Origin of the sequence: Bradyrhizobium iriomotense (genome assembly GCF_018129405.1) — a bacterium.
Lineage (GTDB): Bacteria > Pseudomonadota > Alphaproteobacteria > Rhizobiales > Xanthobacteraceae > Bradyrhizobium > Bradyrhizobium iriomotense_B.
The window spans coordinates 80674-105570 of the sequence record NZ_JAFCLP010000014.1 but is presented as its reverse complement, the minus strand read 5'-3'; the positions used below and the strand labels follow the sequence as shown (position 1 = coordinate 105570).

Sequence of the window (24897 nt, the reverse complement as noted above, 5' to 3'; positions counted from 1 at the left end):
CCGCCGGAACCACTATCGGACAAGGATCGAGGTTAAGAACTGCACAATTTCGGAACAAGAGCGCCCCGCAATGCGCGGCTTAGTTAACGACTGCCCTGCAAGTCGCTGCAGACTGGAAATAACTTGCCGGTTTTACCCGGAGTCATACGGATGATCGATGCGGCGCCGGTTAGCGAGCTGTTCAGCCTGCAGAACTATTGTTTCGAACACGCTCATCCCGCACCCGGCAAGCATCCCGATGACCCGATCGCGATCCGCGACATGCCTCGCCTTGACCATCGCATTGCTGGCCGCAAGCCTGCTGCCGGCGAAAGGCGGCGAGGCCGGCGTCAGCGACGATGCAATCCTGTTCGGCCAGGCGGCCGCGCTCGAGGGCCCCTCCTCCGCACTCGGACAGCGCATGCGGCAAGGCATCGTCGCGGCGTTCACCGAGATCAACGCCAAGGGCGGAGTCCACGGTCGCAAGCTCCAGCTCATCAGCCGTGACGACGGCTATGATCCCGACCGCTCGGTCGCGCAGACGCTGCGGCTGATCGAGGACGACAAAGTGTTCGCGCTGATCGGCGCGGTGGGCACGCCGACCGCGATGGCGACGATACCGATAACCAGTTCCCGGAACATCCCCTTCATCGGCCCGTTCACCGGCGCCGAGTTCCTGCGCGACCTCGAGCTTGCCAACGTCGTCAACATCCGCGCGAGCTATGGCGCGGAGGCCGAGGCCTGGGTCAAGCACCTCACCGAGGATCGGCAGTTCACCCGCATCGGCATCTTCTACCAGGACGATGCCTTCGGCCGCGATGGCCTTGCCGGCGTGAAGCGCGCGCTCGCCAAGCGCGGCCTCGAGCTCGCCGCCGAAGGCACCTTCGAGCGCAACACCCGCGCGGTCGGCATGGCGTGGCGGACGATCAAGCGCGCCGAGCCCGAGGCCATCGTCATGGTCGGGACCTACGGGCCCTGCGCCGAGTTCATCAAGCTCGCGCACCGCAGCGGCTCTTTTCCGACCTTCGTCAACATCTCCTTCGTCGGCGCCAATGCGCTCGCCAAGGAGCTCGGCCCCGACGGCGAAGGCGTCATCGTCTCGCAGGTCGTGCCGTTTCCCTGGGATCGTTCGCTCAAGCTCGTCGCCGATTACCAGGCGGCGCAGCAGGCATTCGACCCGACGCTGACGCCGGACTTCGTGTCGCTCGAAGGCTATCTCTCCGGCCGCCTCACCGCTGCGGCGCTGGAAAAGGCAGGACCGCAGCCGACGCGCGCGAGCCTCTTGCGCGCCGTCAACGAGATCGGCCGCTTCGACATCAGCGGCAGCATCGTCACCGTCGGCATGCGCTCGATCGACACGCCGCCGAAGGTGTTTCTGACGGTGATCCAGAAGGACGGAACGTTCAAGGCGGTGGACCGGCTGTAGGGCCGCTTCACGGTCGCCGTGTCCAGCGCTCGGCGTTGACGGCGCCCTGCGGCACCTCGCCCCTGACGATCGCTTCCACCTGCCGCACGGTTTCCAGCGACTGGTATTCGATCGCCTGCGGCGTCAGGCCGCCGACATGCGGGGTCGCGATGACGTTGGGAAGCCTCGCCAGCTCCGGCGTCGGCATCTGGTCGGGGGCGCGGCCGACATCCATCGCGGCACCGGCGATCCGGTTCTCGCGCAGCGCGCGGGCCAGCGCGGCCTCGTCAACGAGATTGCCGCGCGAGAGATTGACGAAGGCGGCATGCTTCTGGATGCGCGCCAGTGCCGCCTCTCCGATCAAATTCTCGGTCTGCTCGTTGGCGATGGCGAGGCAGACGACATAGTCCGACGCAGCGAGGAGCTCGTCGAGACTGACCTGCCGGATCGCGCCATCGCTGACGGTTGCGAAGGGATCGGAGACCAGCACCTCCATGCGCAGCACCTTTGCGATCTCGGCGAGATAGCGCCCGATGCTGCCATAGCCGATGATACCGATCCTGCTGCCGGCGAGCTGGCGGCCCATCCGCGCCTCGGGCTTGCGGCCGGCCTGGTAGTCCGCCGTCGTCCGCGACACGCCGCGGGAGAGATCGACCATGAAGCCGAGCGCGAGCTCGGCGACGGCCTGCACGAAGCCCGGGCCGGCGCGGGTTACGAGCACGCCGGCCTCCGAGGCCGCGTCCACGTTGACGTTGCGGATGTCGACCGCACAGCGGACGAAGGCCCGCAGGCGCGGCAGTTGCGCAAAGATCTCGCCGCGCCCTTCCGTCATGCGATCGGCAACGATGATGTCGGCATCCTCCGCGGCGCGCACGAGGCCGGCGGCGTCCAGGGTTTCATCGCTCTCGTGCAGGATCACCTCGGCGGTCGCGCGCAGGCCGTTCAGGCTGCGATCGCCGTAGTAATTGCGCCGCATCTCCGGCGTGTGCGCGAGCAGGACCTTCACGACAAGACTCCTTCAGTAGCCGAATGCCCGCGGCAGCGCGGTCGAGAGCCATGGCACGAAGGCGATGACGAGCAGGCAGAGGAACAGCAAGCCCAGATAGCCCATGATCGGCTTCACCGTCTGCTCGATCGGGACGTTGCCGATCAGACAGGCGCCGTAGAGCCCGAGCCCGAGCGGCGGAGCGAACAGGCCGATGCCCATCGCGATGACCAGCACGACACCGAAATGCAGGGGATCGACGCCGAGCTGCACCGCCACCGGCAAGAGCAGCGGCCCGAAGATGATCAGTGCGGCGGCGCCCTCCAGCACCGAGCCCATCACGATCAGCACGACGATGGCGAGCAGGATGAACAGCCAGACGCCTGAGGTCTTCGACAGCCCCAGCATGAAATCGCCGACCGCGTGCGGCACCTGCTGCAGGGTCAGCGTGAAGGCGAGCGACTGCGCGGCAGCGACGATGAAGAGTACGAGGCCCGCGCGCGTCGCGGCCTGGACAAAGCTGTGCGCGGCCGTCCTGAAGCTGAGCTCACGGAACACCACGCTGCCGACGACCAGCGCATAGGCCACGGCAAAGGCGGAGATTTCGGTTGCCGTGGCAAAGCCGCTCTTGAAGCCGAAGAAGATCATGAAGATCAGGCCGAACGAGGCGATCGCGCCGCTCCACAGACCCGATACCGGCAGTTGCGGCTCGACGTCCGCCGCCGCCATCGGCCGCTTGCCGAAGATGATGGAGACCGCGATGAGGACAGCCGCCATCAGCGCCGACGGCAACAGGCCTGCGACGAACAGACCGCCGATCGACAGGTTGGCGACGAAGCCGAGGATGATCAGGTTGATGCAGGGCGGAATGGTTTCCGCCATCACCGCGGAGGCCGCGAGCAGCGCCACCGCGCCGCCTGGATTTTGCCTGGAGCGGCGCGCCGCCGGGATCAGCACCGAGCCGACCGCGGCGACATCGGCCATCTTCGACCCTGATATGCCCGAGAACAGCACCATCGAGGCCACCATCACGACGTTGAGGCCGCCGCGCATCCGCCCCACCGCGCGCTGCAGCAGCTCGATCAGGCGCACCGACATGCCGTTGGCTTCCATGAGGTAGCCGACGAGGATGAAGAACGGGATCGCGAGCAGCACGAAATTGTCGATACCGCGCGCCATCTGCTGGGCGAAGATCACGCCGGGCAGCGCGCCCTCGACCCAGATGAAGATCAGCGCGGCCAGCGCCAGCGCAAAGCCGATCGGCAATCCGCCGAACAGGGTCGCGAAGAAGCCGATCAGCATCAAGGTGCCCGCCGACGGCACCGAGGCCGGCGACAGATAATCCCAGGCGAGATAAAGGCCGCTCACGACGATGATCGCGACCAGGCCCCTGACGATATCAGGAAGCGGCCGCGCGCAGAGATGGTCGATCGCGAACACCGTCATGAACAGCGCGCCGATGCCCATCGGGTAGAAGGTCAGCTCCAGCGGCAGGCCGGAGCCGGTGGTCTGTCCCGCCGTCAGCGAGCCCAGCTTGATGGCGTGATAGGCGACGTAGCCGGAGATCAGCACGATCAGAAGCGCGCTGGCGGCATCGACCAGCGTGCGCAGCCGCGCCGGCAGGAGATCGCGGAAGAAGGACACGCCGACATTCTCGCCGCGCGCGAGCGCGCTCGCCGCGCCGAAGAAGGCCGAGCCGACCATCAATCCGCGCGCGACGTCGTCGGACCATTCGACCGGCGCATTGAAGAAGAAGCGCAACAGCACGGACACACAGACGACCACGAGGTCGGCGGCGAGCAGCATGGCCGCGATCGCGTCGCTGACGCGAAGCAGAAGTGCCATGCTGCCGTGGCGGCCGCCCGAGAGGGGCACGGCGGCTGTCATCGCCATTTCTGACTTGGCCATCAGGCTTGCGTCGCGCGGATCATGTCGATGACCGGCTTGGATTCCGGCCGCGCCTTGATGAAGTTCTCGTATTGAGGCGCGACGCGCTTCTTGAAGGCTTCGCGGTCGCATTCGGCCACCGTCACACCCTTCTCGGTCAAGGCCGCCAGCGCCTCCTTCTCGACCGCGAGCCCGTGGGCGCGGGTGTCGACCGCGGCCTTCTTCGCGGCATCGAGGAAGCCCTCGCGCAGCTTCGGATCCATGCGGTTGTAGGTCATGTCGCTGAAATAGATCGCGAGCGGCGAGAAATTGTGCTGCGTCAGCGCATAGGATTTTGCCGTCTCGAAGAACTTGCTGGCCAGGATCGTCGGCGGGTCGTGCTCGAGTCCGTCCAGCACGCCGGCCTGCAAGGCCGTGTAGATCTCGCCGAACGCCAGCGGCGTTGCGGCCGCGCCCATCAGGCGCAGGCATTCGGTGATGACGGGGTTCGGCAGGGTGCGGATCTTGAGCCCGGCGAGATCCTCCGGCGTCTTCACCGGCTTCTTCGCCAGCACGCTGCGCGAGCCGAAATTATAGGCCCAGGCAATGATGCGGATGTTGCCGCCCTTGAGCAGGGCGTCCTCGATCGGCTTGGCGGCGCCGGAATCGAACGCCTTGGTCTGCTGCGGGAAGCTCGAGAACAGGAAGCCGAGGTCGAAGGTGCCGACCAGCGGCACCAGGTTGGCCGAGATCGACGAGCCCGACACCATGAGGTCGATGACGCCGAGCTTTACGGAATTGATGACGTCGATTTCCTGGCCGAGCTGGTTGTCCGGGAAGAAGGCGACCTCGACCTGCTCGCCGAGCCCGTTGCCCTTCAAATTCTTGACGAGGTTGTCGTAATAGACGCGGCCATTGGCGTATTTGGGATCGTTCGGCAGCGAGGAGGAGCATTTCAGCTTCAGCGTCGCAGCTTCGGCGCGGCCGATGATCGCGGGAGAGAGCACGAGGCCGGCGGTGACCGCCGCCGATGACTTGATGAACGCGCGACGGTTCACGGGCACGATGGTCATGGTGCGGTCTCTCCCCAATTATTCTTCTTGCAGCCGCGATCGTTGCCGCGGCGTGTTGGCTCGACTGTATGGCCAAAGCGACGACACAGGCAAGGGATGCGGCCGGCGGCGTCGCGATGGCGCGAGCGACAGGCGCTCTGCAGAAACCGCGACGGAACGCCTTTATTTATCGGTGTTTTCGCGCATCCCGCACGGCAGTCCTGCCATGCAGGATTGAGAGGGATCGATCCAATTCAGGTATGGATCAATGCCGAACGCATATTGATTGGATTGGTACGAAGCAGACGAACGAAAGCCGCGGGATCGTGATCCCGCGGCTCTAAAGGCTTGAGCGAATGCAGTGATGTCAGCGCGAATGCGCGGCGCTGAGCTGGCCGCCCGCAGCCTGGACATCACGCGAGGGACGCAGCGCGCAGGCGCCGTCGCCGAGCAGGGCCTGCGCCGCGAGCGCGATCGCCCAGAAGGCGGGAAATTCCCAACCGCCCTTGGGATTGGTGAAGAAGAAGCCGGCCGCGCCGTGCACCGTGAAGATCGCACCGAGCAGGATCGGGATTCCGGCCAGTGCCGCATAGCGGGTCCAGACGCCGAGGATCAGCGCGACGCCGCTCAGCACTTCCACGGTCATGATGAGATAGGCGAGCTCGGGCGGGAAGCCGAGGCTGCCGAAGAACTTTGCGGTGCCAGCCGGGGTGAACACGAACAGCTTCAGGCTGGCATGGGCGAGGAACAGCGCGCCCAGGGTCACGCGCAGCACCAGCGCGGCGTACGGGGCGGTACGGGAATCGATCATGGCGGGTCTCCTTTGCGGCGCAACATGATCTATTCTCAGTTCGATGATAATCTGCTATTTTCGAAATATACTTCACACCTGTAGAGTGAGATAGGTTTGCTCGACCGTCTGACCAGCCTTGAGGTCTTCGCGAAAGTCGCCGCGGCCGGCAGCCTCTCCGGCGCGGCCCGGGCCATGGGCCTGTCGCAGACCATGGTGACCAAGCATGTCGCCTCGCTGGAGGTGCGGCTCGGCACAAAACTGTTCCACCGCACCACCCGGCGGCTCTCCATCACCGAGGCCGGACGGAGCTATCTGGAATCCGCCGAGCGCATCCTCGCCGACATGGAGACCGCCGACGCCGCGATCGCGCGCGAACGCGTCGAGCCGCGCGGGCTGCTGCGCGTCAACGTCCCCGTCGTGTTCGGCACAAGGCAGATTGCGCCTGCGATCGCGGAGTTTTCGGCAGCCCATCCCGAGGTCACCGTCGAGCTCGGTCTCAACGATCGCCTCGTCGACCTCGCCGAGGAAGGCTGGGACCTCGCGATCCGCATCGGCAGCTTGCGCGACTCCAGCATGGTGGCCCGAAAGCTCGCGCCGAACCGCCTCGTGGTCTGTGCCGCACCTTCCTATCTCGCCAGGCACGGCACGCCGCGCACCGTCGCCGACCTCGCCGGGCACAATTGCCTCGGCTACACGCTCTCGCAGCAGGCGAGCGCGGCGGAATGGCTGTTCGGCGTCGAGGGCGAGATCCGCGTCCAGGTCAGCGGCACCTTGCGGGCCAACAATGGCGATGCGCTGCGCGCGGCAACGCTGGCCGGCCTTGGCCTCGCGCGACAGCCCACCTTCATCATCGCCGACGATCTGCGCTCAGGCGCGCTCGTCGCGCTTCCGCTCGACCAGCCCGAGATCCAGACGTCGGCGGTGCATGCGGTCTACCTGCCCGACCGCCGCCCGCCGGCCAAGGTGCGCGCCTTCATCGACTTTCTCGCGGCGCGCTTTGCACCCGTGACGCCCTGGGACCGCGGACTGCCGTGACGCGCTACGGCCGGACGCGCCAGCCGGGCAGACATCCTGCCCGATTTGTCGCACGCCAAGCGTGAGCCAGCGCACAGACGGCGTCATGGTCCGGACGTAGAAAAGGTGGCATCATCGCGCGCATTGCCGATGGAGGTGACATCATGCGCCGTCCAGTCCTTTCCAATTTGCTGCTTGCGTCCGGCCTTCTTGCTCTCACACAACTGACGATGCCGACCGATGCCGCGGCTGAAGCGCGGCTTGCGCTGGTGATCGGCCAGTCCGCCTATCGCACCGTGCCGGAACTGCCCAACGCCGCCAACGATGCCAAGGGCATGACGGAGCTGCTCGGCAATGCCGGCTTCACCGTCACGTCGGCAGCCAACCTCGGTCAAAACGAGATGCGCGCCGCGATCTCGGACTTCGCCGGCAAGGTCAGCGCCAGCGGCGCCGACACCGTCGCGCTGGTGTTCTATGCCGGCCACGGGCTTCAGATCGACGGCGAGAACTATCTCGTGCCCGTCGACCTCGATCCCAAGCGCGAGGCCGACATTCCGCTCCAGGGCGTGCGGCTGAACGACATGCTCAACACGCTCGGCGCGCTGCCGACGCGGGCGCGCATCTTCATGCTCGATGCCTGCCGCAACAACCCGTTCCCCGCGCTCGGCGGCGCCGGCCACGGGCTTGCGATCGTCGACACCAAGGCCGGCGCGCCCGGTTCCTTCATTTCCTATTCGACCTCACCCGGCGCCGAAGCCGAGGACGGCAACGGCATCGACAGCCCCTACACCACGGCCGCGCTGACCATCGCCAAGCAGCCCAATCTGCCGATCGAGGAGGTGTTCAAGCGCATCCGCGTCGCGGTGGCGCAATCGACCGACGGACGGCAGATCCCCTGGGAAAGCTCGTCGCTGACGACCGATTTCAGGTTCTTCGGCGGCGAGAGCAGTGGTCAGCCTGCTCTGCCGGGCGCCTCCGCCATGGCGCTCGCCAGCGGCACGCGCAGCGTCGCCGATTGGCGCAAGGATTTGCAGGGCAAGGAGCCGAGGGCCGCCTATGAACTCGTGATCGCGGACGACACCGTGGAGGCGTATCAGGCCTATATCGAGCTCTACACGCAGGACGCCCGCACGCCGCGCCTGCGCACGGTGGTGGAGCGCCGGCGCCAGATGCTGGCCTGGGAGCGCGCGGTCGCGATCAACACCCGCGCCTCGTTCGAGGCATACCTCGCGAACTGGGACAACAGCGATCTCGCGGCAACCGCGCGCAGGCTGCTGCTCCGCGTGCAGAACCGCAACTATGCGCTGCCCGTGGCTGCGGCGGCCGCCCCCGCTCCGGTTGCCGTCGCGATGGCGCCGACCTGCCCGTGCTCGACGCCCACGCCTCCGGCGAGCCCCGTCAACCCGGCCGTGGCGCCAATCATCAAGAAGCGCGTCGACGACACGCCGCCGAAGCGCAAGGTGGTCGAGACGCCGCCGAAGCCGCGCCGGCCGCCGCCTGAAGACGTGGTCTACGAGCGCGCACCGCCGCCGGATCGCGGCCCGCCTCCTGCCGCCGTGATGCAGGGCATCGGCCTTGGGATTGGCATCGGTATGGGCCTGGGTGGTGGCGGCCGCGGCGGCGATTATCACAACGACCGTGGCCGGTACTGAGAGGACCTCACGCGATACGGAGGACAGATATGTCCTCCGTCATTGCGAGCCAACGGGTCCGCGCGAAGCGCGGCCCGATGACAGGCTCCGCGAAGCAATCCAGAGTCCCACCGCGGAAAGATTCTGGATTGCTTCGCTTCGCTCGCAATGACGACGGATGTAGAGAGATTGCGTCTACCGCCTTCCAATCCGGAAATGCTGTAGTCTAATCGACCGACACAGGCTTTCCGGGGACCTCGATGCCGCACGACGCCGACGCCAAGAGCTCAAATGAGCACGCATGGCCGCTGTTCCGTTCGCTCGCCTCCTATTCGCTGCCGGGCGACCTGATGGCGGGGCTGACGCTGGCGGCGATTGCGATCCCCGAGCAGATGGCCACGGCGCGGCTCGGCGGTTTTGCGCCGCAGATCGGCTTCTTCGCGTTCATGGCCGGCTCGCTCGGCTTCGCGCTGCTCGGCAGCAACCGCTTTCTCTCCTGCGGCGCCGACTCCACGATCACGCCGATCTTCGCCGGCGGGCTTGCGGCGCTCGCCGCGGCTGGCTCGCCGGAATATCAGGGTTACGCGGTTGCGCTGGCGCTGATGGTCGGCGCGATGATGCTTGCCGGCGGCGCCTTCCGCCTTGGCGGCATCGCCAACCTCCTGTCGGTGCCGGTCATGGTGGGCTTTCTCGCCGGCATCTCCGTTCACATCATCGTGTCGCAATTGCCCGGCGTGCTGGGACTGAAGTCGCCGAGCGGGCCGACGCTCGATCGCATCGGCGTGCTCGCCGGCGAGCTTAGCCGCAGCAATCCCTTCACGCTGTGCATCGGCCTCGGCGTGCTCGCGACGGTCTTCGTCTCCGAGACAATCAGCGCGAAGATTCCAGGCGCGCTGATCGGGCTCGCCGCTGCGACGCTGGCCGTGATCGGTCTCGGCCTCGAAAGCAAGGGCGTCAGCGTCGTCGGCAGCGTGCCGGGGACGCTGCCGCGGCTCACCTTGCCCGAGCTTGCGCCGGAGCATTGGGTGCATCTGGTATCGCTCGCCTTCGTGATCACGGTCGTGGTGATGGTGCAGACCGCCGCGACCACGCGCTCGTTCCCGTCCGATCCCGACAAGCCTGCCGACGTCGACCGCGACTTCCTCGGCGCAGGCGCCGGCAGCGTGCTGTCCGGCCTGTTCGGCGCGTTTCCGGTCAATGCCAGCCCGCCGCGCACGGGGATCGTCGCCGAGACCGGCGGACAATCGCAGCTCGCGGGGCTTGCGGCGGCGGCAATCGTGCTGGCGCTGCTCGCATTCGGCACCGGACTATTGCAGCACGTTCCGGACGCGGCGCTCGGCGGCATTCTGCTGTTCGTCGCGCTGCGCATCGTCCGCGCGAAGCAGATCTTGACGATCTACCGCCAATCCCGAAGCGAATTCCTGCTGATCGTCGCGACCGCCGCCCTGATCATCGTGCTGCCGATCCAGCAGGGCGCGTTTCTCGGCATCGTGCTGTCGCTGCTGCACGGCATCTGGAGCACGACACGGGCGCGGCTGGTCGAGTTCGAGCGCGTGCCGGGCACCACGATCTGGTGGCCGGCCCATCCGCACATCAGCGGCGAGCGCATCGACGGCGTTGTCGTGATCGGGCTGCAGGCGCCGCTGTCGTTCCTCAACGCACCAGGCTTCCGCAGCGACGTGGCGAGGGTGCTCGGCACGGCGACGCCGCAACTCCTGGTGCTGGAAGCGAGCGGCATGGTCGAGATCGACTTCACCGCCGCGCAGATCCTGCTCGAGGTCTTCAAGGCGTGCAGCGAACAGGGCGTCACCGTCGCGCTGGCACGGCTGGAATCGGTGCGCGCGCAGGACGCGTTCGAGCGTTTCAGATTGTATGACGCCCTGCCCCGCGAGCACGTCTTCCACAGCGTGGACGAAGCGGTGCGCAAGCTGGCGAAATAGTCGCCTTCACGCGGTCCGCCGCCCAAGGGGGCGATGCTTTTGGTCGCCGGCCAGTTCACGGAGCGAGACCGTGGCCTCCGCGTCAAAGCTAGCACTTGATTTCCTGCTGCGACGGGCGAGAATGACGTCGCGCCAGCTTCCGGTACCGAACTTCATATAAGACGGGGAAAACCCGCTTGGCCGCGGCTATACCGTCGCTGCGCGGGAGGGATCGTTATGACGGTAGGGCTCAAGCGCTGGCCGCCGCGCCGACATGATCCAGGCCGCCGGTCGTATGGCCGTTACGATTGGGAGCGATGCAATCGCGCCGCTGCACCGCGAAGAACGCCCCCTGGTTCGCGGCGAACTGGCCACCCCGGCGCTGCAAGCGGAACACCACCAATGATCATAGAGCCAATGCAATGCGCAGGCATCAACGCGCGCATGTGTTGAACCACGGAGACGTACTCGACTGAAAGGGACTCCAAGCCGGCGCAAGACTGGCCGTAGGGCATCAGCTCGGACACATCGAGGAGGGATGCATGACGACAGTAACCCGACGTAACGTCCTCAAGGGCGGTACCGCGCTTGCCGGCGGCATGGCCGGCATCCTGGCGGTTGGTAGGGCGCCCGCCTATGCGCAAGCCGCCACGGTGCACTGGCTGCGCTGGACCGACTTCGTTCCGGCGTCAGATCAGCTGCTGCGCAACGAAATCGCAAAGGAGTGCGAGAAAGCGCTCGGCATAAAGCTCAATATCGAGACCATCAACGCCAACGACATCCAAGCCCGCATCACCTCGGCGATCCAGTCGGGGTCAGGCCCCGACGTCGTCTGCGTCCTCAACAATTGGGGGCAACTTTACGGCGAGAGCGTCATAGACGTCAGCGACATCGCTGAGGAACTCGGCAAGAGTCAGGGCGGCTTCTACGATACATCCCGCGCTGTCGCCAATGACGGCAAGAAATGGATCGCAGTGCCGTGGTGCATTGTCGGCCTGCAGATCGCATACCGAAAGTCCTGGTTTGCCGAGATCGGCTACACGGATGGAAAATTTCCCCAGACATGGGAAGAGTATCGCGAGGCCGGCAAGAAGCTGAAGGCAAAGGGACGGCCCATCGGCCAAACGCTGGGTCACACCTTCGGCGATGCGCCCGCCTTCGCCTACCCCTACCTGTGGTCCTGGGGTGGCAAAGAGGTCGAAGCAGACGGCAAGACGGTTGTGTTGAACAGCCCAGCAACGGTCGAGTCGGTGAAGTTCATGGTCGCCTTCTGGAAGGACGCCCACGATGAAGGCGGGCTCGCCTGGGACGATTCCAACAACAACCGCGCTTTTCTGTCCGGGACGTGCAGCGCCACGCTCAATGGCGCCTCGATCTACATCGAGGCTCTGCGCAAGCCGGATACCTACAAGACGGAGGCAGGCGGGCAACTTAAGGACGACATCCTGCACGCCGCGCTGCCCAGGGGCCCCGGCGGGCAGTTCAGCTATCACGTCCCGTTCTCGAACCTCCTGATGGGTTATTCGAAGAACCAGGATGCAGCGAAGAAATTCCTTGGCTGGATTCACTCCAAGGATGTCTACAACAAGTGGTTCGTCTCCCAGAAGGGCTTCTCGGTCGGCCCGACCACGGATTGGGAAAAGCACAAGCTGTGGGGCGACGACCCGATCATGCTGCCCTACAAGCAAGCGGCGCGCACAGGGCGCTTCGCTGGCTACGAAGGGCCCTCTACGCGCAAGGCAGCCGAGGTCGTAACCAAGTACATCATCATTGATATGTACGCAAAGGCCGTCCAAGGCATGCCCGCCGAGGATGCCGTGAAGAGGGCAGAGGCCGAGCTCAAGAAGGTCTACGCCTGAGACTTGCCGTCCCTCCCCGTTTTCCTGGGGCAAGGAGTCTTTCGGCCGACGAGGATCGAACATGGCGATAAGCGCGGTTTCCGATACCACGCTCCGCGAGGCGCCCCCTCCCCGGCGACACCGTTTGCTCGAGGACGAGCGTTGGCTGGCATTCGTGCTGCTGGTGCCGACCATCGTGCTACTCGGCATGTTCATTGCTTATCCCTTCATGCGAGGAATCTTGCTGTCGGTCACCAGCTCGCGTGTCGGCATGCCCGGCGACTTCGTCGGCCTCGCCAACTTTTACAAGATCTTCAATGACGGGATCTTTCGCACCTCCGTCTACAACACTTTCCTCTATACGGGTGTAACCACCGTCTTCAAGCTGGGGCTCGGGCTGTGGCTGGCCATGCTGCTCAACCGCAATTTCCGTGGCAAGGCGCTTGCCCGTGCCTTCATCCTACTGCCGTTCATTATCCCGACGGTGCTCTCGACCTTCGCCTGGAAGTGGATGTTCGACCCGACGTTCAGCGTTCTCAATTGGCTCCTCTACCATCTCGGTTTGATCACCGGTCGGATCAATTGGCTGGGCGATCCGGACCTCGCCATGATCTCGATTATCATCGTCAACATCTGGCGCGGGGTGCCGTTCTTCGCCATCAGCCTGCTCGCGGGCTTGCAGACCATCAGCCCTGAACTCAACGAGGCCGCCGCCATCGACGGCGCCAAGCCGTGGCAGCGATTCTGGCACATCACTTGGCCGCTGCTGCTGCCCGTGACCATGGTCGTGATGCTGTTCTCGGTGATTCAGACGTTCGCCGACTTTCAGATCGTTTATGTGATGACGGGCGGCGGACCGGCCAACGCAACGCACCTGTTCGCCACCTACGCTTATCAGATCGGAATCGGCACCGGCCTCTTGAGCGAGGGCGCCGCCATCTCGCTCGCCATGTTTCCGGTGCTGTTTCTGGTCGTCATCGTCCAACTTCTGTACATCCGCCGCGTGGAGGTTCGCTGAGCCATGATCGAAGGCGCAAGGTGGCGAAAGTGGGTGTTCTTCTACGTCCCGATGGCGTTGTTCCTGCTTTTCCTGCTGTTCCCGTTCTACTGGATGGTGATCACTTCGGTGCGGCCGGACGGAGAGCTTTACCGGCCGTGGAATTCGATCAACTACAATCCGTTCTGGACTTGGAAACCGACCGCGGACCATGTCAGGTACCTGTTCGAGGAGACGCTGTTCGCATCGTGGCTCTGGAACACGACATTCATCGCGCTTGCGTCAACCGCCATCTCGCTCGTGTGTGGTGTAGCCGCCGGCTATGCTCTGTCGCGGCTGAACTTTCCTTTTGCCGGCAGCCTGGGCACCGCCATCTTCATCACCTATCTGGTGCCTCAGACGTTGCTGTTCATTCCGCTGGCTGAGATCATACGCAATTATCGGCTGGGTGACACGCCCTGGTCACTGATCCTGACCTATCCGACCTTTCTTATTCCATTCTGCACCTGGATCATGATGGGCTACTTCAAGGCGGTCCCGAAGGAGCTCGAGGAATGCGCGCGCATTGACGGCGCCTCGCGCTGGCAAGCGATGCTCTATATCGTCATCCCGGTGGCGATCCCGGGCATCCTCTCGGCCGGCATCTTCGCTTTCACGCTGTCGTGGAATGAGTTCATCTATGCGCTCGTGTTCCTGTCCTCGCCCGAGCAGAAGACCGTGCCGGTCGGCGTCACGTCGGAGCTGATCCGCGGCGATGTATTCTACTGGGGGCCGCTGATGGCTGGGGCCCTGCTTGGATCGATACCGGTTGCGATCGCCTATTCGTTTTTCGTCGAGCACTACGTCGCGGGATTGACCGGATCAGTGAAGGGCTGACAGCGAATGGGCCAGGTCGTCCTCAAGGGGATCAACAAATTCTTTGACGGCGTGCACGCCGTCAAAGACGTCAACCTGCAGATCCGCGACAAGGAGTTCATGGTGTTCGTCGGCCCCTCCGGCTGTGGCAAGACGACGACGCTCAGGATGATCGCCGGGCTCGAAACGATCAGTTCCGGCGATATCTCCATCGACGGCAACGTGGTCAATGAATTGGCGCCCATGGACCGCGACATCGCCATGGTGTTCCAGAATTACGCTCTCTACCCGCACATGACCGTGTACGACAACATGGCATTCGGCCTGAAGATGCGTAAATTCGAAAGATCGGAAATCAACAAGCGCGTACTGGAGGCGGCTGACATCCTCGGCATCGGCGAATTGCTCACGCGCAGGCCACGCCAGCTCTCAGGCGGTCAGCGTCAACGTGTGGCGTTAGGCCGTGCCATCGTGCGCCACCCCCGCGTGTTCCTGTTCGACGAACCACTGTCGAACCTCGACGCCAAACTGCGGGTGCAGATGCGCGTTGAGCTGAAGAAGCTGCATCTGCGTCTCGGCACCACAGCCATTTACGTGACTCACGATCAGGTCGAGGCTATGACGCTGGGTGACCGGGTCGTCGTCATGAAAGACGGCGTGGTGCAGCAAGTGGGGGAGCCGCTCGAACTGTATAATCATCCCTCCAACAAGTTCGTCGCTGGCTTCATAGGCTCCCCAGCCATGAATTTCGCGGCCGTTACGGTGACCGAGGCGAACGGATCGCTGATCGCCGAGAACTCCGGCCTGCGCATCAAGCTGCCGGACGAGACCGCGCAGCGGCTGCGCGGCCGTATCGGACGCGAGGTCATGCTCGGCGTGCGGCCGGAGGACCTCACCGTGGCGGGTGGCGCTGATCTCGGCCACCCATGCTTCGATGCTGTGATTGAGGTGGTCGAGCAACTCGGCTCGGAAATCCTGCTCGATATGAAGGTGGGCGAGAGTATCATGGTGGCGAGCGTCGAGCCGACCGCTGGGGTGAGTGTGGGCGACAAGCTGCGCGTTGCCATGCGGCCTTCCAGGCTTCACGTTTTCGACCCGCAGACCGAGGCGGCCATCTGACGCCAGCAATGCGGGCCTCGCTTACCGGATTTACGAGTTCACGCCCTTAGAGCCATTTCCGTTCCGATGGAATCGGAACGGGGCTCGGGATTCTTGTTTTGACGCGTTTTCTTTACGCGAACCGGTATCCACTTCGCTCGAAAACGCTCTAGGCCAACACGGGATAATCCCGCTGCACGGTCTCGCGGATCCAGCTGGCATGGATGGCGCGAAACAGGATCTGCGCGGTCTTGAGATCGCCCGCCTCCATGCAGAGATCGACGATGCGATGGACCGCATCATCGCGCATCAGTCCATCCGAGATCTTCATCGCGATCTCCATCGCGACCTTGGCCGCGCGCTCGTAGCGCGCGCTTTCGTGCTTGTCGTTGCGCGCAGACCCCGCCGCGCTCGCGGCCGCCGCCTCGCAAATCGCACGAATCCGCGCGGCGGCCTCGATGTCGCCGAGCGGCGCCTCGATGGCTTCATCCCAGATGTCCTGTCGCGTCCTGCGCGCGAACCACTTCATCGCCTCACCATCCGCGATCTTCGAGCCGTCATCTTGCCGCGCTTCAGCCCTTTCTCCAGCATAGAGATGGCCATCGAGATCGGCGAGGCGATTTTTCCGTCACGCTCCATACGCGTTCAGGACGTCCGACGTGGTCCGATGGCCTCGAACTGCGCCTTCTGTTCGTCAGTCAGCGTGGCGTAGAAATCCTCCAGCGCCGCGCGCACCGACTTGATGCCATCGAGCATCAAATCGAGCCGCTTGCGGACCGCGGCCATTCGTGCCGGCGGCGTCATCACGTCGCTCGGCTCGCAGGCCGCCTTGAGCGATGCGCCGACCTTGGCACTGGTATCCTGGAGCACCTGTAGCGCGGCGCGCTGCGTGTCGTTGGGATGAAGCCGGGCCTCGATGTCGGTGCCAGGCCAATCGAGCGCGGCAGGCGCAGCGCAAGTCTGCACTAGCGATCCTCCCCCGCTGCCGTTGGAAGTCGTTGTGCGACGCTGATCTTCCGCCAGCGCGTTGAACCGCGCCTTCTGCTCGTCGGTGAGCGAGCCATAGAACCTGTCGAGGGTGGGCTGAACGAGATCGACGGCTTTCACCATCGCCTCGACACGCTGCTGCATCGACGCCAGCCGGCCGGGAGCCGTCGCCGCGACCTGCGTCGGGCAGGATGTGCGGATCAGCGCGGCAGCGTCGATCGAGGCATTGCCGAGAGCATCGAGACTGGCGCCTTGCGCCTCGGTCGGCTGCACCGCCGCGGCGATCTGGTCGATCGGGAGACCGACGATCGCGCGCCGGTCGCTGCCGCACAGCTGATCCAGCGCAACACCTCGGGCCCGCCGCCGGCCCTGCGGGGGCTGCGGCATATAGGCCGACAGGCCATCATAACCGTAGGGGCCGAAGAGGCCGGCATAGATGTCCGGATAGCCGTAGCCCCAGAAGCCGAGACCGTCGCCCCAGATCGTGTAGTCGTAGAGATCGTTATAGGCGAACGGCCAGAACAGCGGTCCGACCCAGCCGTAGAAGCCGCCTGGATGTTGCCACCATCCATTGCCGGCGCCATGCCAGCCAACCAAGGCAGCCGCAGCCGCAATCTGCGCCCGCGCTGCCGGGTTGCTGATCAGACGACCGTTGCGGAAAGCGCTGGAATGCAGGTTGAGAGCATTGCGGAAGTTCGCAGGGCGCACGGACGCATTGCGGATCTGACCGAAATTCGAACCGTGTCGGCCGCCGGTTGCAAACCGCATCGCGCCATGATGGCCGCCCCCATGCGCCTGCCCGAAGCCGTGGCCACGGAAATGGCCGCCGCCGTGATGGCCACCGCCATGATGGCCGCCATGCCCGCCGCCGTGACCACCGCCATGGCCGCCACCGTGACCACCACCGCCCTTGCCCAGAGCCGTCCCTGCCAGCATGCAGGCAAGCGCCATCACGGCAATTCCAATGACCGGTCGCAACATCACATCCTCCCGAAAGAAGCCGCGCCATGAGGCATCGGAAATTTGTCGGGAATTGGAACCGGCGGGACTGCCGAAAGTTCCCGGTCCGCGCTACACCTCCGGCACGATCTTGCCGGGATTGAAGATGTTGAGCGGATCGAGCGCCTTCTTCAGGGCCCGCATCGCATCCAGCGCCTCGGGACCGAGTTCGGCCTTGAGGTATTTCTGCTTGCCCTGGCCGATGCCGTGCTCGCCGGTGCAGGTGCCGTCCATCGCCTGTGCGCGCTCGACCAGGCGGTGCATGAACTCCTCGCCGCGCGCCATCTCGTCGGCGTCGTTGGTGTCGCAGACCAGCGAGCAGTGGAAATTGCCGTCGCCGACATGGCCGACGATCGGCGACAGCAGGTTGAGCCGCTTGAGATCTTCCTCGGTCTCGCTGACGCAGTCGGCAAGCCGCGAGATCGGCACGCAGACATCGGTTGCGACCACGCCGATGCTGTCGCCGGGGCGCAGCGCCTTCACCGACCAATAGGCGTCGTGCCGCGCCTGCCACAGTTTCGTGCGATCCTCGGGCTTGGTGGTCCAGGAGAATTCGCCGCCGCCGCAGTCCTTTGCGATCTCGCCGAAGGCCTTGGACTGCTCGGCGACCTCGATCTCGCTGCCGTGGAATTCCATCAAGAGCAGCGGCGTCTCCGGCAGTGTCAGCTTCGAGTAGGCGTTGCAGGCCTTCACCTGCGCGGCATTGAGCAGCTCGATGCGGGCGACGGGAATGCCGGTCTGGATCGCCAGGATCACGGCCTGACACGCGCCGTGCACGGTCTCGAACGACACCGCGCCGGCCGCAATCGTCTCGGGGATGCCGCGCAGGCGGATGGTCAGCTCCGAGATGATGCCGAGCGTGCCTTCGGCGCCGACGAACAGATGCGTGAGGTCGTAGCCCGCGGACGATTTCTTGGCGCGCGTGCCTGTGGTGATGATCTCGCCGTCGCCGCGCACCACCTTCAGCGCCAGCACGCTGTCGCGCATGGTGCCGTAGCGCACCGCATTGGTGCCGGAGGCGCGGGTCGAGGCCATGCCGCCGAGCGAGGCGTCCGCGCCGGGATCGATCGGGAAGAACAGGCCCTGGTCGCGCAGATGCTCGTTCAGCGCCTTGCGGGTGACGCCGGGCTGGATCACGCAGTCGAGGTCCTCGGCGTGTACCGCGAGCACTTTGTTCATGTCGCGCAGGTCGATCGAGATGCCGCCCGCGGGTGCGTTGACCTGGCCCTCCAGCGAGGTGCCGGTGCCGAAGGCGATGACGGGCACGCGGTTCTTGGCACAGATCCGCACCACGTCCTGGATGTCGGCGGTCTCCTGCGCCATCACCACGCCGTCCGGCGGCTGGTTGACGATCCACGTGGTGGTATGGCCGTGCTGCTCGCGGACGGCCTGCGAGGTGATGAGGCGGTTGCCGAAGCGTGCGGCAAGCTGTTCCAGCGCGCTCGCGAGGGCTTTCGGCTCCGGCCGCGGCGGATTATTGGTGATGGTCGTACCCACGGAAATTTCCTCCGACAGAACAACCGTGGCAAAGGACATATAACCGGTCAAGTCAAGGGACCGGACGCATAGCTTGGGAAGGACACATGCCGGAGACCGCCGCCACAGCGCCTAATGCGGAGCCGTTCCGCTCCTCGATCATGCAGGTCGAGCCGCAATGGATCGACTACAACGGCCATCTCAACATGGCCTATTACAACGTGATGTTCGACCGGGCGATCGACGAGTTCTGGCTCGAGCTCGGGATGGGGCCGGCCTACATGAAGGAGCGAGGGGGCTCGAGCTTCACCGCCGAATGCCATGTGCGGTACTTGCGCGAGATCCATCTCGGCGATCCCGTGCAGATCCTGGTGTGGCTGCTGGAAGCCGACGACAAGCGGCTGCACACCTTCGAGGAGATGAGGCACGGCACCGAGGGCTGGCTGTCCGCGACCTCGGAGAACATGTCGCTGCACATGGACATGGAGGCGCGGCGCGTTGCGCCGTTTCCGCCCGACATCCAGCAGCGCATTGCAGGTATCGCCAGGGCTCACAGTGTCTTGCCGCGGCCCGAGGGCATCGGCCGCAACGTGGCGATGCCCTCGAAGCGGTAAGTTCAGCGCGATCGCGCAGAGAATCTTAGCAGCGGCCTGAGCGCTTAGCCTCGTCCTTCGAGACGACCGCTTCCAGCGGTCTCCTCAGGATGAGGCTAAGCAGCATCTCTGCCCGTCGAAACTGCTGTCGCACACTCCGCCCTCATCCTGAGAGCGTGAGATTCTTTTGGTAGGAATCAGTATTTGCCACGGCGGCGATGCTGTGATTCGGTGGGGTTGCGCGCGAAGCAGGGCTGACGATGGCTGACGAGCAATTGTTCGAGGGGTTGCCCGAGCAGGAGAGACCTCAGGCCGAAGGCCGCGGTGCGCTGCGGCTGCGGGTGCCGGAACGCAGTCAGATCGGCATGCAGGTGGCGGCATTGGACGACCTGATTGCCGATGATCATCCGGTGCGCTCAGTCTGGGCATTCGTCGAGGGGCTGGATCTATCGGCGTTGCACGACGTCATCAAGGCGCGCGAGGGGCGGCCCGGACATCCGCCGGCAGCGCCGGAACTGATGTTGGCGCTGTGGCTGTGGGCCACGGTCGATGGGGTGGGCAGCGCCCGCCAACTGGACCGGCTGTGCCGCGATCATCTGGTCTATCGCTGGTTATGCGGCGGGGTGTCGATGAACTATCACAGCCTGTCGACCTTCCGGATTGCACATATGGCAGTTTTGGAGCGGCTGCTGGCGCAGGGCGTGGCGTCGATGATGGAGGCCGGCTTGGTGTCGCTCGACACGTTGGCGCAGGATGGCTTGCGGGTGCGTGCAAGTGCCGGAGCGAGTTCCTTCCGTCGGCGTCCGCGGCTTGATGATCTCCTCACCGCGGCGCAGGCGCGAGTGGCGCGCCTGCGCGCCGAAGTCGAGACGGATCCGGCGGCCGGCGATCGTCGTCAGCGCGCAGCCAAGGAGCGTGGCGCCCGCGAGCGCGAGGCGCGGATCGCGGCGGCGCAGGAGCGCATGAAGGAATTGGAGGCCGAGCGGGAGCGGCGCGAGAAGACCAACAAGAAACAGGTGGCCAAGCAGAAGGAGCCGCGCGCTTCGACCACCGATGCCGATGCGCGGGTGATGAAGATGGCCGATGGAGGATGGCGCCCGGCATATAACATGCAGATCATATCGGCGCCGGAACCTCAGCTGATCGTTGCGATCGACAGCGATACCAGCGGCTCGGATCGCGGCCTGGCACGACCGGGGATCGAGACGGTGCAGGCTGAAGGCTACGAGCCCGCCGACTATTTGGTCGATGGCGGCTTCACCAAGAGCGATGACATCGAGTGGGCCCATGCCAAGAACATCAAGCTGTGGTGCCCGGCTGGGCAAACCAAGCACGGCACCGACCCCTATGCGCCGAAGAGGGATGACGGCGTCGGCGTCGCGGATTGGCGTAAACGCATGCAGAGCGAGGACGGCAAGGCATTCTACCGATTGCGCGCCGAGCACGAATGCATCAATGCCCACGCCCGTCGCATGGGCCTGCGCCAGCTATCGCTGCGCGGCAAGATCAAGGCGCGTATCCATCTACTGTGGTTCGCCCTCGCTCACAATATGATGCGCTTCTTCGCCTTGCACGCCAAGGCGCAGGTCGCCGCATGAAGAGCAGTCCAGGTCACCAGGCGATCACAACGCCCCGCAGCACTGGCCCGACATCGCCGGGGCGGGCCAGATCGCGCTCCCCCGGGGCTCCTCAACCGCATCGCTCACGCTCGCCGCCTTCCCGCCCATCATGGTGAAACTCGCCCGGCAAAAGCGAATCATTCTCACGCTCTGAGGGCCCGCCGGAGGCGGGCGTCTCGAAGGATGGGCCGCAGGGAAACACCTATATCCTGTTGCGGCCGCGGGCGAGGCCGACCACGGCCGAGACCAGGAACAGGACGACCGCGATGAAGAAGATGATCTTGGCGATCTCGATCGAGGCGCCGGCGATGCCGCCGAAGCCCAGGATGCCGGCGATCAGTGCGATAACCAGAAACGTCACAACCCAGCCTAGCATGGTCAAACCCTCGTCTTGATGTCTCTCGGCACGGCTGGCCGCGCCACCTGCCAGACAATCTCGACGCGGGAACGATGGTTCCGGCACGTATAACGGCGAAATTCGCGCCTGCCGCAGGAACAAATCGGCCTGCCGCGTACGTGGAAAACCCGCATCGCCGCCCCATATAGGCAGCAATCCCTGTTAAGAAGGCTCCCTCCCGTCACCCCGCGGTGCCATCGTGGGGCCAAATGATTCGCATGACCGAGCCGAGCAAGATCACCAGCGTACCCGACCACCAGCCCGCAGCCGGCGGCATCGCCGCGCGTGCACGCGCCTCGGTGGGTCCGAAATACCTCTCCGGGCTCAATCCGGAGCAGCGTGACGCCGTGGAGACGCTGGACGGTCCGGTCCTGGTGCTGGCCGGCGCCGGCACCGGCAAGACGCGCGTGCTGACGACACGCATCGCCCATATCCTGAGCCAGGGCCGCGCCCGCCCCGCCGAGATCCTGTCGGTGACCTTCACCAACAAGGCCGCGCGCGAGATGAAGCACCGGCTCGGCCAGATGCTCGGCCACGCCGTCGAAGGCATGCCGTGGCTCGGCACCTTCCACTCCATCGGCGGCCGCATCCTGCGTTTCCATGCCGAGCTGGCGCAGCTCAAATCGAACTTCACCGTGCTCGACGTCGACGACCAGGTCCGGCTGCTCAAGCAGCTGCTGCAGGCCGAGAACATCGACGACAAGCGCTGGCCGGCGCGCATGCTGGCCGGGCTGATCGACGGTTGGAAGAATCGCGGCCTGATGCCGTCGCAGGTGCCCTCGGGCGAAGCCGCGATGTTCGCCAACGGCAAGGGCGGCAAGCTCTATACGAGCTATCAGGAGCGGCTGAAGATTTTGAACGCCGCCGATTTCGGCGATCTCCTGCTGGAGAACATCCGCATCTTCCGCGAGCACCCGGATATCCTCAGGCAATACCAGCAGCGCTTCAAGTTCATCCTGGTCGACGAGTACCAGGATACGAACGTCGCGCAATATCTGTGGCTGCGGCTGCTGTCGCAGGCGCCGTCGTCTACCTTCGCCTCTCCCCGCTTGCGGGGAGAGGTCGCATCGCAGAGCGATGCGGGTGAGGGGGACTCTCCGCAGACCGAGCTCGTGGAGACTCCCCCTCATCCCGACCTTCTCCCCGCAAGCGGGGAGAAGGGGAAGACCAAAAACATCTGCTGCGTCGGCGACGACGACCAGTCGATCTATGGCTGGCGCGGCGCCGAGGTCGACAACATCCTGCGCTTCGAGCACGATTTTCCCGGCGCCAAGGTGATCCGCCTCGAGCGCAACTACCGCTCCACCGGCCACATCCTCGCCGCCGCCTCGCACCTGATCGCACATAATGAAGGCCGGCTCGGCAAGACGTTGCGCACCGAGGACGTCGAAGGCGAGAAGGTCACAGTGACGGGCTCGTGGGATTCCGAAGAGGAAGCGCGCGGCATCGGCGAGGAGATCGAGCAGCTGCAGCGCCAGGGCGAGAAGCTCAACGAGATCGCGATCCTGGTGCGCGCGTCCTACCAGATGCGCGAGTTCGAAGACCGTTTCGTCACGCTCGGCCTGCCCTATCGCGTGATCGGCGGCCCGCGCTTCTACGAGCGCGCCGAAATCCGCGATGCGCTGGCTTATCTGCGCGTCATCAATTCGCCGGCGGACGATCTCGCCTTCGAGCGCATCGTCAATACGCCCAAGCGCGGTCTCGGCGATGCCACCGTGCAGATGCTGCACGACCACGCCCGCAAGCGCCGCATTCCCCTGTTCGAGGCGGCGCGCGCCGTGGTCGAGACCGACGAGCTGAAGCCGAAGGCGCGCGGGAGCTTGCGCGACCTCGTCGCACAGTTCGACCGCTGGCGCGCCCAGCGCGAGGTCACGGCGCACACTGATTTGGCCCAGATCGTGCTCGACGAGAGCGGCTACACCGAGATGTGGCAGAAGGATCGCTCGGCGGACGCCGCGGGCCGACTGGAGAATCTGAAAGAGCTCGTGCGCTCGATGGAGGAGTTCGAGAACCTGCAAGGATTCCTCGAGCACATCTCGCTGGTGATGGACCGCGACGGCGGCGCCGAGGACGACGCGGTGTCGCTGATGACGCTGCATTCGGCCAAGGGCCTCGAATTCGACAACGTGTTCCTGCCGGGCTGGGAGGAAGGCCTGTTCCCGAGCCAGCGCACGCTCGACGAACAGGGCCGCGCCGGCCTGGAGGAAGAGCGCCGGCTCGGCCATGTCGGCCTGACCCGCGCCCGCCGCCGCGCCATGATCTATTTCGCGACCAACCGGCGCATCCATGGCACCTGGTCGACCACGATCCCCTCGCGCTTCCTCGACGAATTGCCCGCGGCCAATGTCGAGATCACGGAATCCAAGGGCGGCTCGGCCTGGGGCGGCACCGGCGGCTACGGCGCCTCGCGCTTCGACGACATGGAGGCGTTCGGCTCCAGCTACACGACGCCGGGCTGGCAGCGCGCGCAGGCCAACCGCAACCGCGGCGGCGGCCGCAATAGCGGCGGTCGAAGCGGCGGCTTCGAGGAAGAGGCCGCGACGTTCTCGTCCTCCTCGTCATCAGGCCCCGATTTCGGCAGCTTCTCCTCGCGCCGCCGCGGTCCCCTGACCATCGAGGGCGAGCTGGTCGCCAAATCGACCGGCACGACCTCGGAATTTTCGCTCTCCGACCGCGTCTTTCATCAGAAATTCGGCTACGGCCGCGTCACCAAGATCGACGGCAACAAGCTCACCATCGCCTTCGACAAGGCCGGCGAGAAAAAGGTCGTGGACAGTTTTGTGCAACGGGCGTGACCTCAGGCCCAAGACTTCCGCAATCGGCCAACCGTGGCGTCGGCTCTCATAACTTTGCCGTTTGGCTTTATCAGGAGAACGCTTCCAGTCGGGAGGTCAAAGGTCTCCTCGATCTTTCGCTTAATAGTCTTGAGAGCTCCGTCTCTGTGCGCTCGTTGATATCGGAGTCCCTTCAGTGCGCGCTTCGCCTTCTTCGCCACCGACTCCCCCCACCTTGTGCAATGATGCTAAATAATTGACGCACAATCTTAGATCGTCCCAGCGAACGGATCAACCATGCCTCACTACGTTGCCATCATCGAGGACGCCGACCCGGACGCCGTCAGCCTGTGGTTTCCCGACCTGCCGGGCTGCATCTCCGGCGGCGACGACGTCGACGAGGCCCTGGAGAATGCGCCCGAGGCGCTCGCCTTCTATGCGCAGGAGCTGAGCGCGGACGGCCGCCAGCTTCCCCCGCCGAGGACGTTGGACGAGCTCAAGGCTGATCCGGAGGTTGCCGAGGACCTCAGGAACCACCTGGTCGCCGAGATCGAATTTCCGGCCCGTACCGACGCCGCCGAGTGAGGACTGTTCGCCGCACTCGCCGGACTCTCGACAGT

At 65.0% G+C, this 24897-nt stretch carries 20 protein-coding genes; 12 read left to right on the top strand and 8 right to left on the bottom strand.

Annotated elements, in window-relative coordinates:
• Positions 1-238 precede the first annotated feature (238 nt).
• Positions 239-1405, top strand: a complete 1167-nt coding sequence (locus tag JQ592_RS25600; protein ID WP_211405548.1) for an ABC transporter substrate-binding protein — start codon at positions 239-241, stop codon at positions 1403-1405.
• Between the two features lie 7 nt (positions 1406-1412).
• Here the strand turns inward: JQ592_RS25600 and JQ592_RS25595 are convergent, their stop codons facing one another.
• The 4 genes from JQ592_RS25595 to JQ592_RS25580 all read right to left on the bottom strand — a co-directional run bounded on the left by JQ592_RS25595 (position 1413) and on the right by JQ592_RS25580 (position 6098).
• Entirely contained in the window at positions 1413-2390 is a 978-nt protein-coding gene (locus JQ592_RS25595; RefSeq protein ID WP_211405547.1) for a hydroxyacid dehydrogenase, read from the bottom strand.
• 12 nt (positions 2391-2402) lie between these two features.
• The gene (locus tag JQ592_RS25590; RefSeq protein WP_211405626.1) at positions 2403-4256 is read right to left on the bottom strand and encodes a TRAP transporter large permease; all 1854 of its coding nucleotides are present in this window, start codon (positions 4254-4256) and stop codon (positions 2403-2405) included.
• Between the two features lie 20 nt (positions 4257-4276).
• The gene (locus JQ592_RS25585; protein ID WP_211405546.1) at positions 4277-5308 is read right to left on the bottom strand and encodes a TRAP transporter substrate-binding protein; all 1032 of its coding nucleotides are present in this window, start codon (positions 5306-5308) and stop codon (positions 4277-4279) included.
• A 346-nt stretch (positions 5309-5654) separates the two neighbouring features.
• Positions 5655-6098, bottom strand: a complete 444-nt coding sequence (locus JQ592_RS25580; protein ID WP_211405545.1) for a DoxX family protein — start codon at positions 6096-6098, stop codon at positions 5655-5657.
• A 96-nt stretch (positions 6099-6194) separates the two neighbouring features.
• On the opposite strand from JQ592_RS25580, the gene JQ592_RS25575 reads away from it, so the two are divergent.
• The 7 genes from JQ592_RS25575 (at position 6195) to JQ592_RS25545 (ending at position 15453) form a co-directional block, all read left to right on the top strand.
• Positions 6195-7115, top strand: a complete 921-nt coding sequence (locus JQ592_RS25575) for a LysR family transcriptional regulator (RefSeq protein ID WP_211405544.1) — start codon at positions 6195-6197, stop codon at positions 7113-7115.
• A gap of 143 nt (positions 7116-7258) precedes the next feature.
• The gene (locus JQ592_RS25570; protein ID WP_211405543.1) at positions 7259-8746 is read left to right on the top strand and encodes a caspase family protein; all 1488 of its coding nucleotides are present in this window, start codon (positions 7259-7261) and stop codon (positions 8744-8746) included.
• A gap of 239 nt (positions 8747-8985) precedes the next feature.
• Positions 8986-10665, top strand: coding sequence for a SulP family inorganic anion transporter (locus JQ592_RS25565; protein ID WP_211405542.1), 1680 nt, complete (start codon positions 8986-8988; stop codon positions 10663-10665).
• 578 nt (positions 10666-11243) lie between these two features.
• A complete protein-coding gene (locus JQ592_RS25560) occupies positions 11244-12503 on the top strand; it encodes an ABC transporter substrate-binding protein (RefSeq protein WP_246820660.1) in 1260 nt (419 codons plus the stop codon).
• Positions 12504-12657: 154 nt separating this feature from the next.
• Positions 12658-13500, top strand: coding sequence for a carbohydrate ABC transporter permease (locus tag JQ592_RS25555; protein ID WP_349630490.1), 843 nt, complete (start codon positions 12658-12660; stop codon positions 13498-13500).
• A gap of 3 nt (positions 13501-13503) precedes the next feature.
• Positions 13504-14355 carry a carbohydrate ABC transporter permease gene (locus tag JQ592_RS25550; RefSeq protein WP_211405539.1) on the top strand — a complete coding sequence of 284 codons (852 nt, stop codon included), beginning with the start codon at positions 13504-13506 and terminating at the stop codon, positions 14353-14355.
• Between the two features lie 6 nt (positions 14356-14361).
• On the top strand, positions 14362-15453 hold the full coding sequence (locus JQ592_RS25545) for an ABC transporter ATP-binding protein (RefSeq protein WP_211405538.1): 1092 nt from the start codon (positions 14362-14364) through the stop codon (positions 15451-15453).
• Between the two features lie 148 nt (positions 15454-15601).
• Here the strand turns inward: JQ592_RS25545 and JQ592_RS25540 are convergent, their stop codons facing one another.
• The 3 genes from JQ592_RS25540 to JQ592_RS25530 form a co-directional block, all read right to left on the bottom strand.
• Positions 15602-15961, bottom strand: coding sequence for a hypothetical protein (locus JQ592_RS25540; protein ID WP_211405537.1), 360 nt, complete (start codon positions 15959-15961; stop codon positions 15602-15604).
• A 116-nt stretch (positions 15962-16077) separates the two neighbouring features.
• Entirely contained in the window at positions 16078-17400 is a 1323-nt protein-coding gene (locus JQ592_RS25535; protein ID WP_211405536.1) for a Spy/CpxP family protein refolding chaperone, read from the bottom strand.
• Between the two features lie 90 nt (positions 17401-17490).
• Positions 17491-18915, bottom strand: a complete 1425-nt coding sequence (locus JQ592_RS25530) for an FAD-binding oxidoreductase (RefSeq protein WP_211405535.1) — start codon at positions 18913-18915, stop codon at positions 17491-17493.
• An 86-nt stretch (positions 18916-19001) separates the two neighbouring features.
• Here JQ592_RS25530 and JQ592_RS25525 point away from each other — a divergent pair, with 86 nt between their 5' ends.
• On the top strand, positions 19002-19508 hold the full coding sequence (locus JQ592_RS25525) for a thioesterase family protein (RefSeq protein WP_211405534.1): 507 nt from the start codon (positions 19002-19004) through the stop codon (positions 19506-19508).
• 239 nt (positions 19509-19747) lie between these two features.
• Positions 19748-21085 (top strand): IS1182 family transposase, encoded by a 1338-nt coding sequence (locus tag JQ592_RS25520; protein ID WP_211405533.1) that lies wholly within the window; start codon positions 19748-19750, stop codon positions 21083-21085.
• Positions 21086-21308: 223 nt separating this feature from the next.
• On the opposite strand, the gene JQ592_RS25515 is transcribed toward JQ592_RS25520, so the two are convergent.
• Entirely contained in the window at positions 21309-21482 is a 174-nt protein-coding gene (locus tag JQ592_RS25515) for a DUF1328 domain-containing protein (RefSeq protein ID WP_008556598.1), read from the bottom strand.
• A 230-nt stretch (positions 21483-21712) separates the two neighbouring features.
• Between JQ592_RS25515 and JQ592_RS25510 the strand changes: the two genes are divergently transcribed.
• Together JQ592_RS25510 and JQ592_RS25505 are read left to right on the top strand one after the other, a co-directional pair.
• On the top strand, positions 21713-24298 hold the full coding sequence (locus JQ592_RS25510) for an ATP-dependent helicase (protein WP_211405532.1): 2586 nt from the start codon (positions 21713-21715) through the stop codon (positions 24296-24298).
• Positions 24299-24574: 276 nt separating this feature from the next.
• A complete protein-coding gene (locus JQ592_RS25505) occupies positions 24575-24862 on the top strand; it encodes a type II toxin-antitoxin system HicB family antitoxin (protein WP_211405531.1) in 288 nt (95 codons plus the stop codon).
• Positions 24863-24897: the final 35 nt, after the last annotated feature.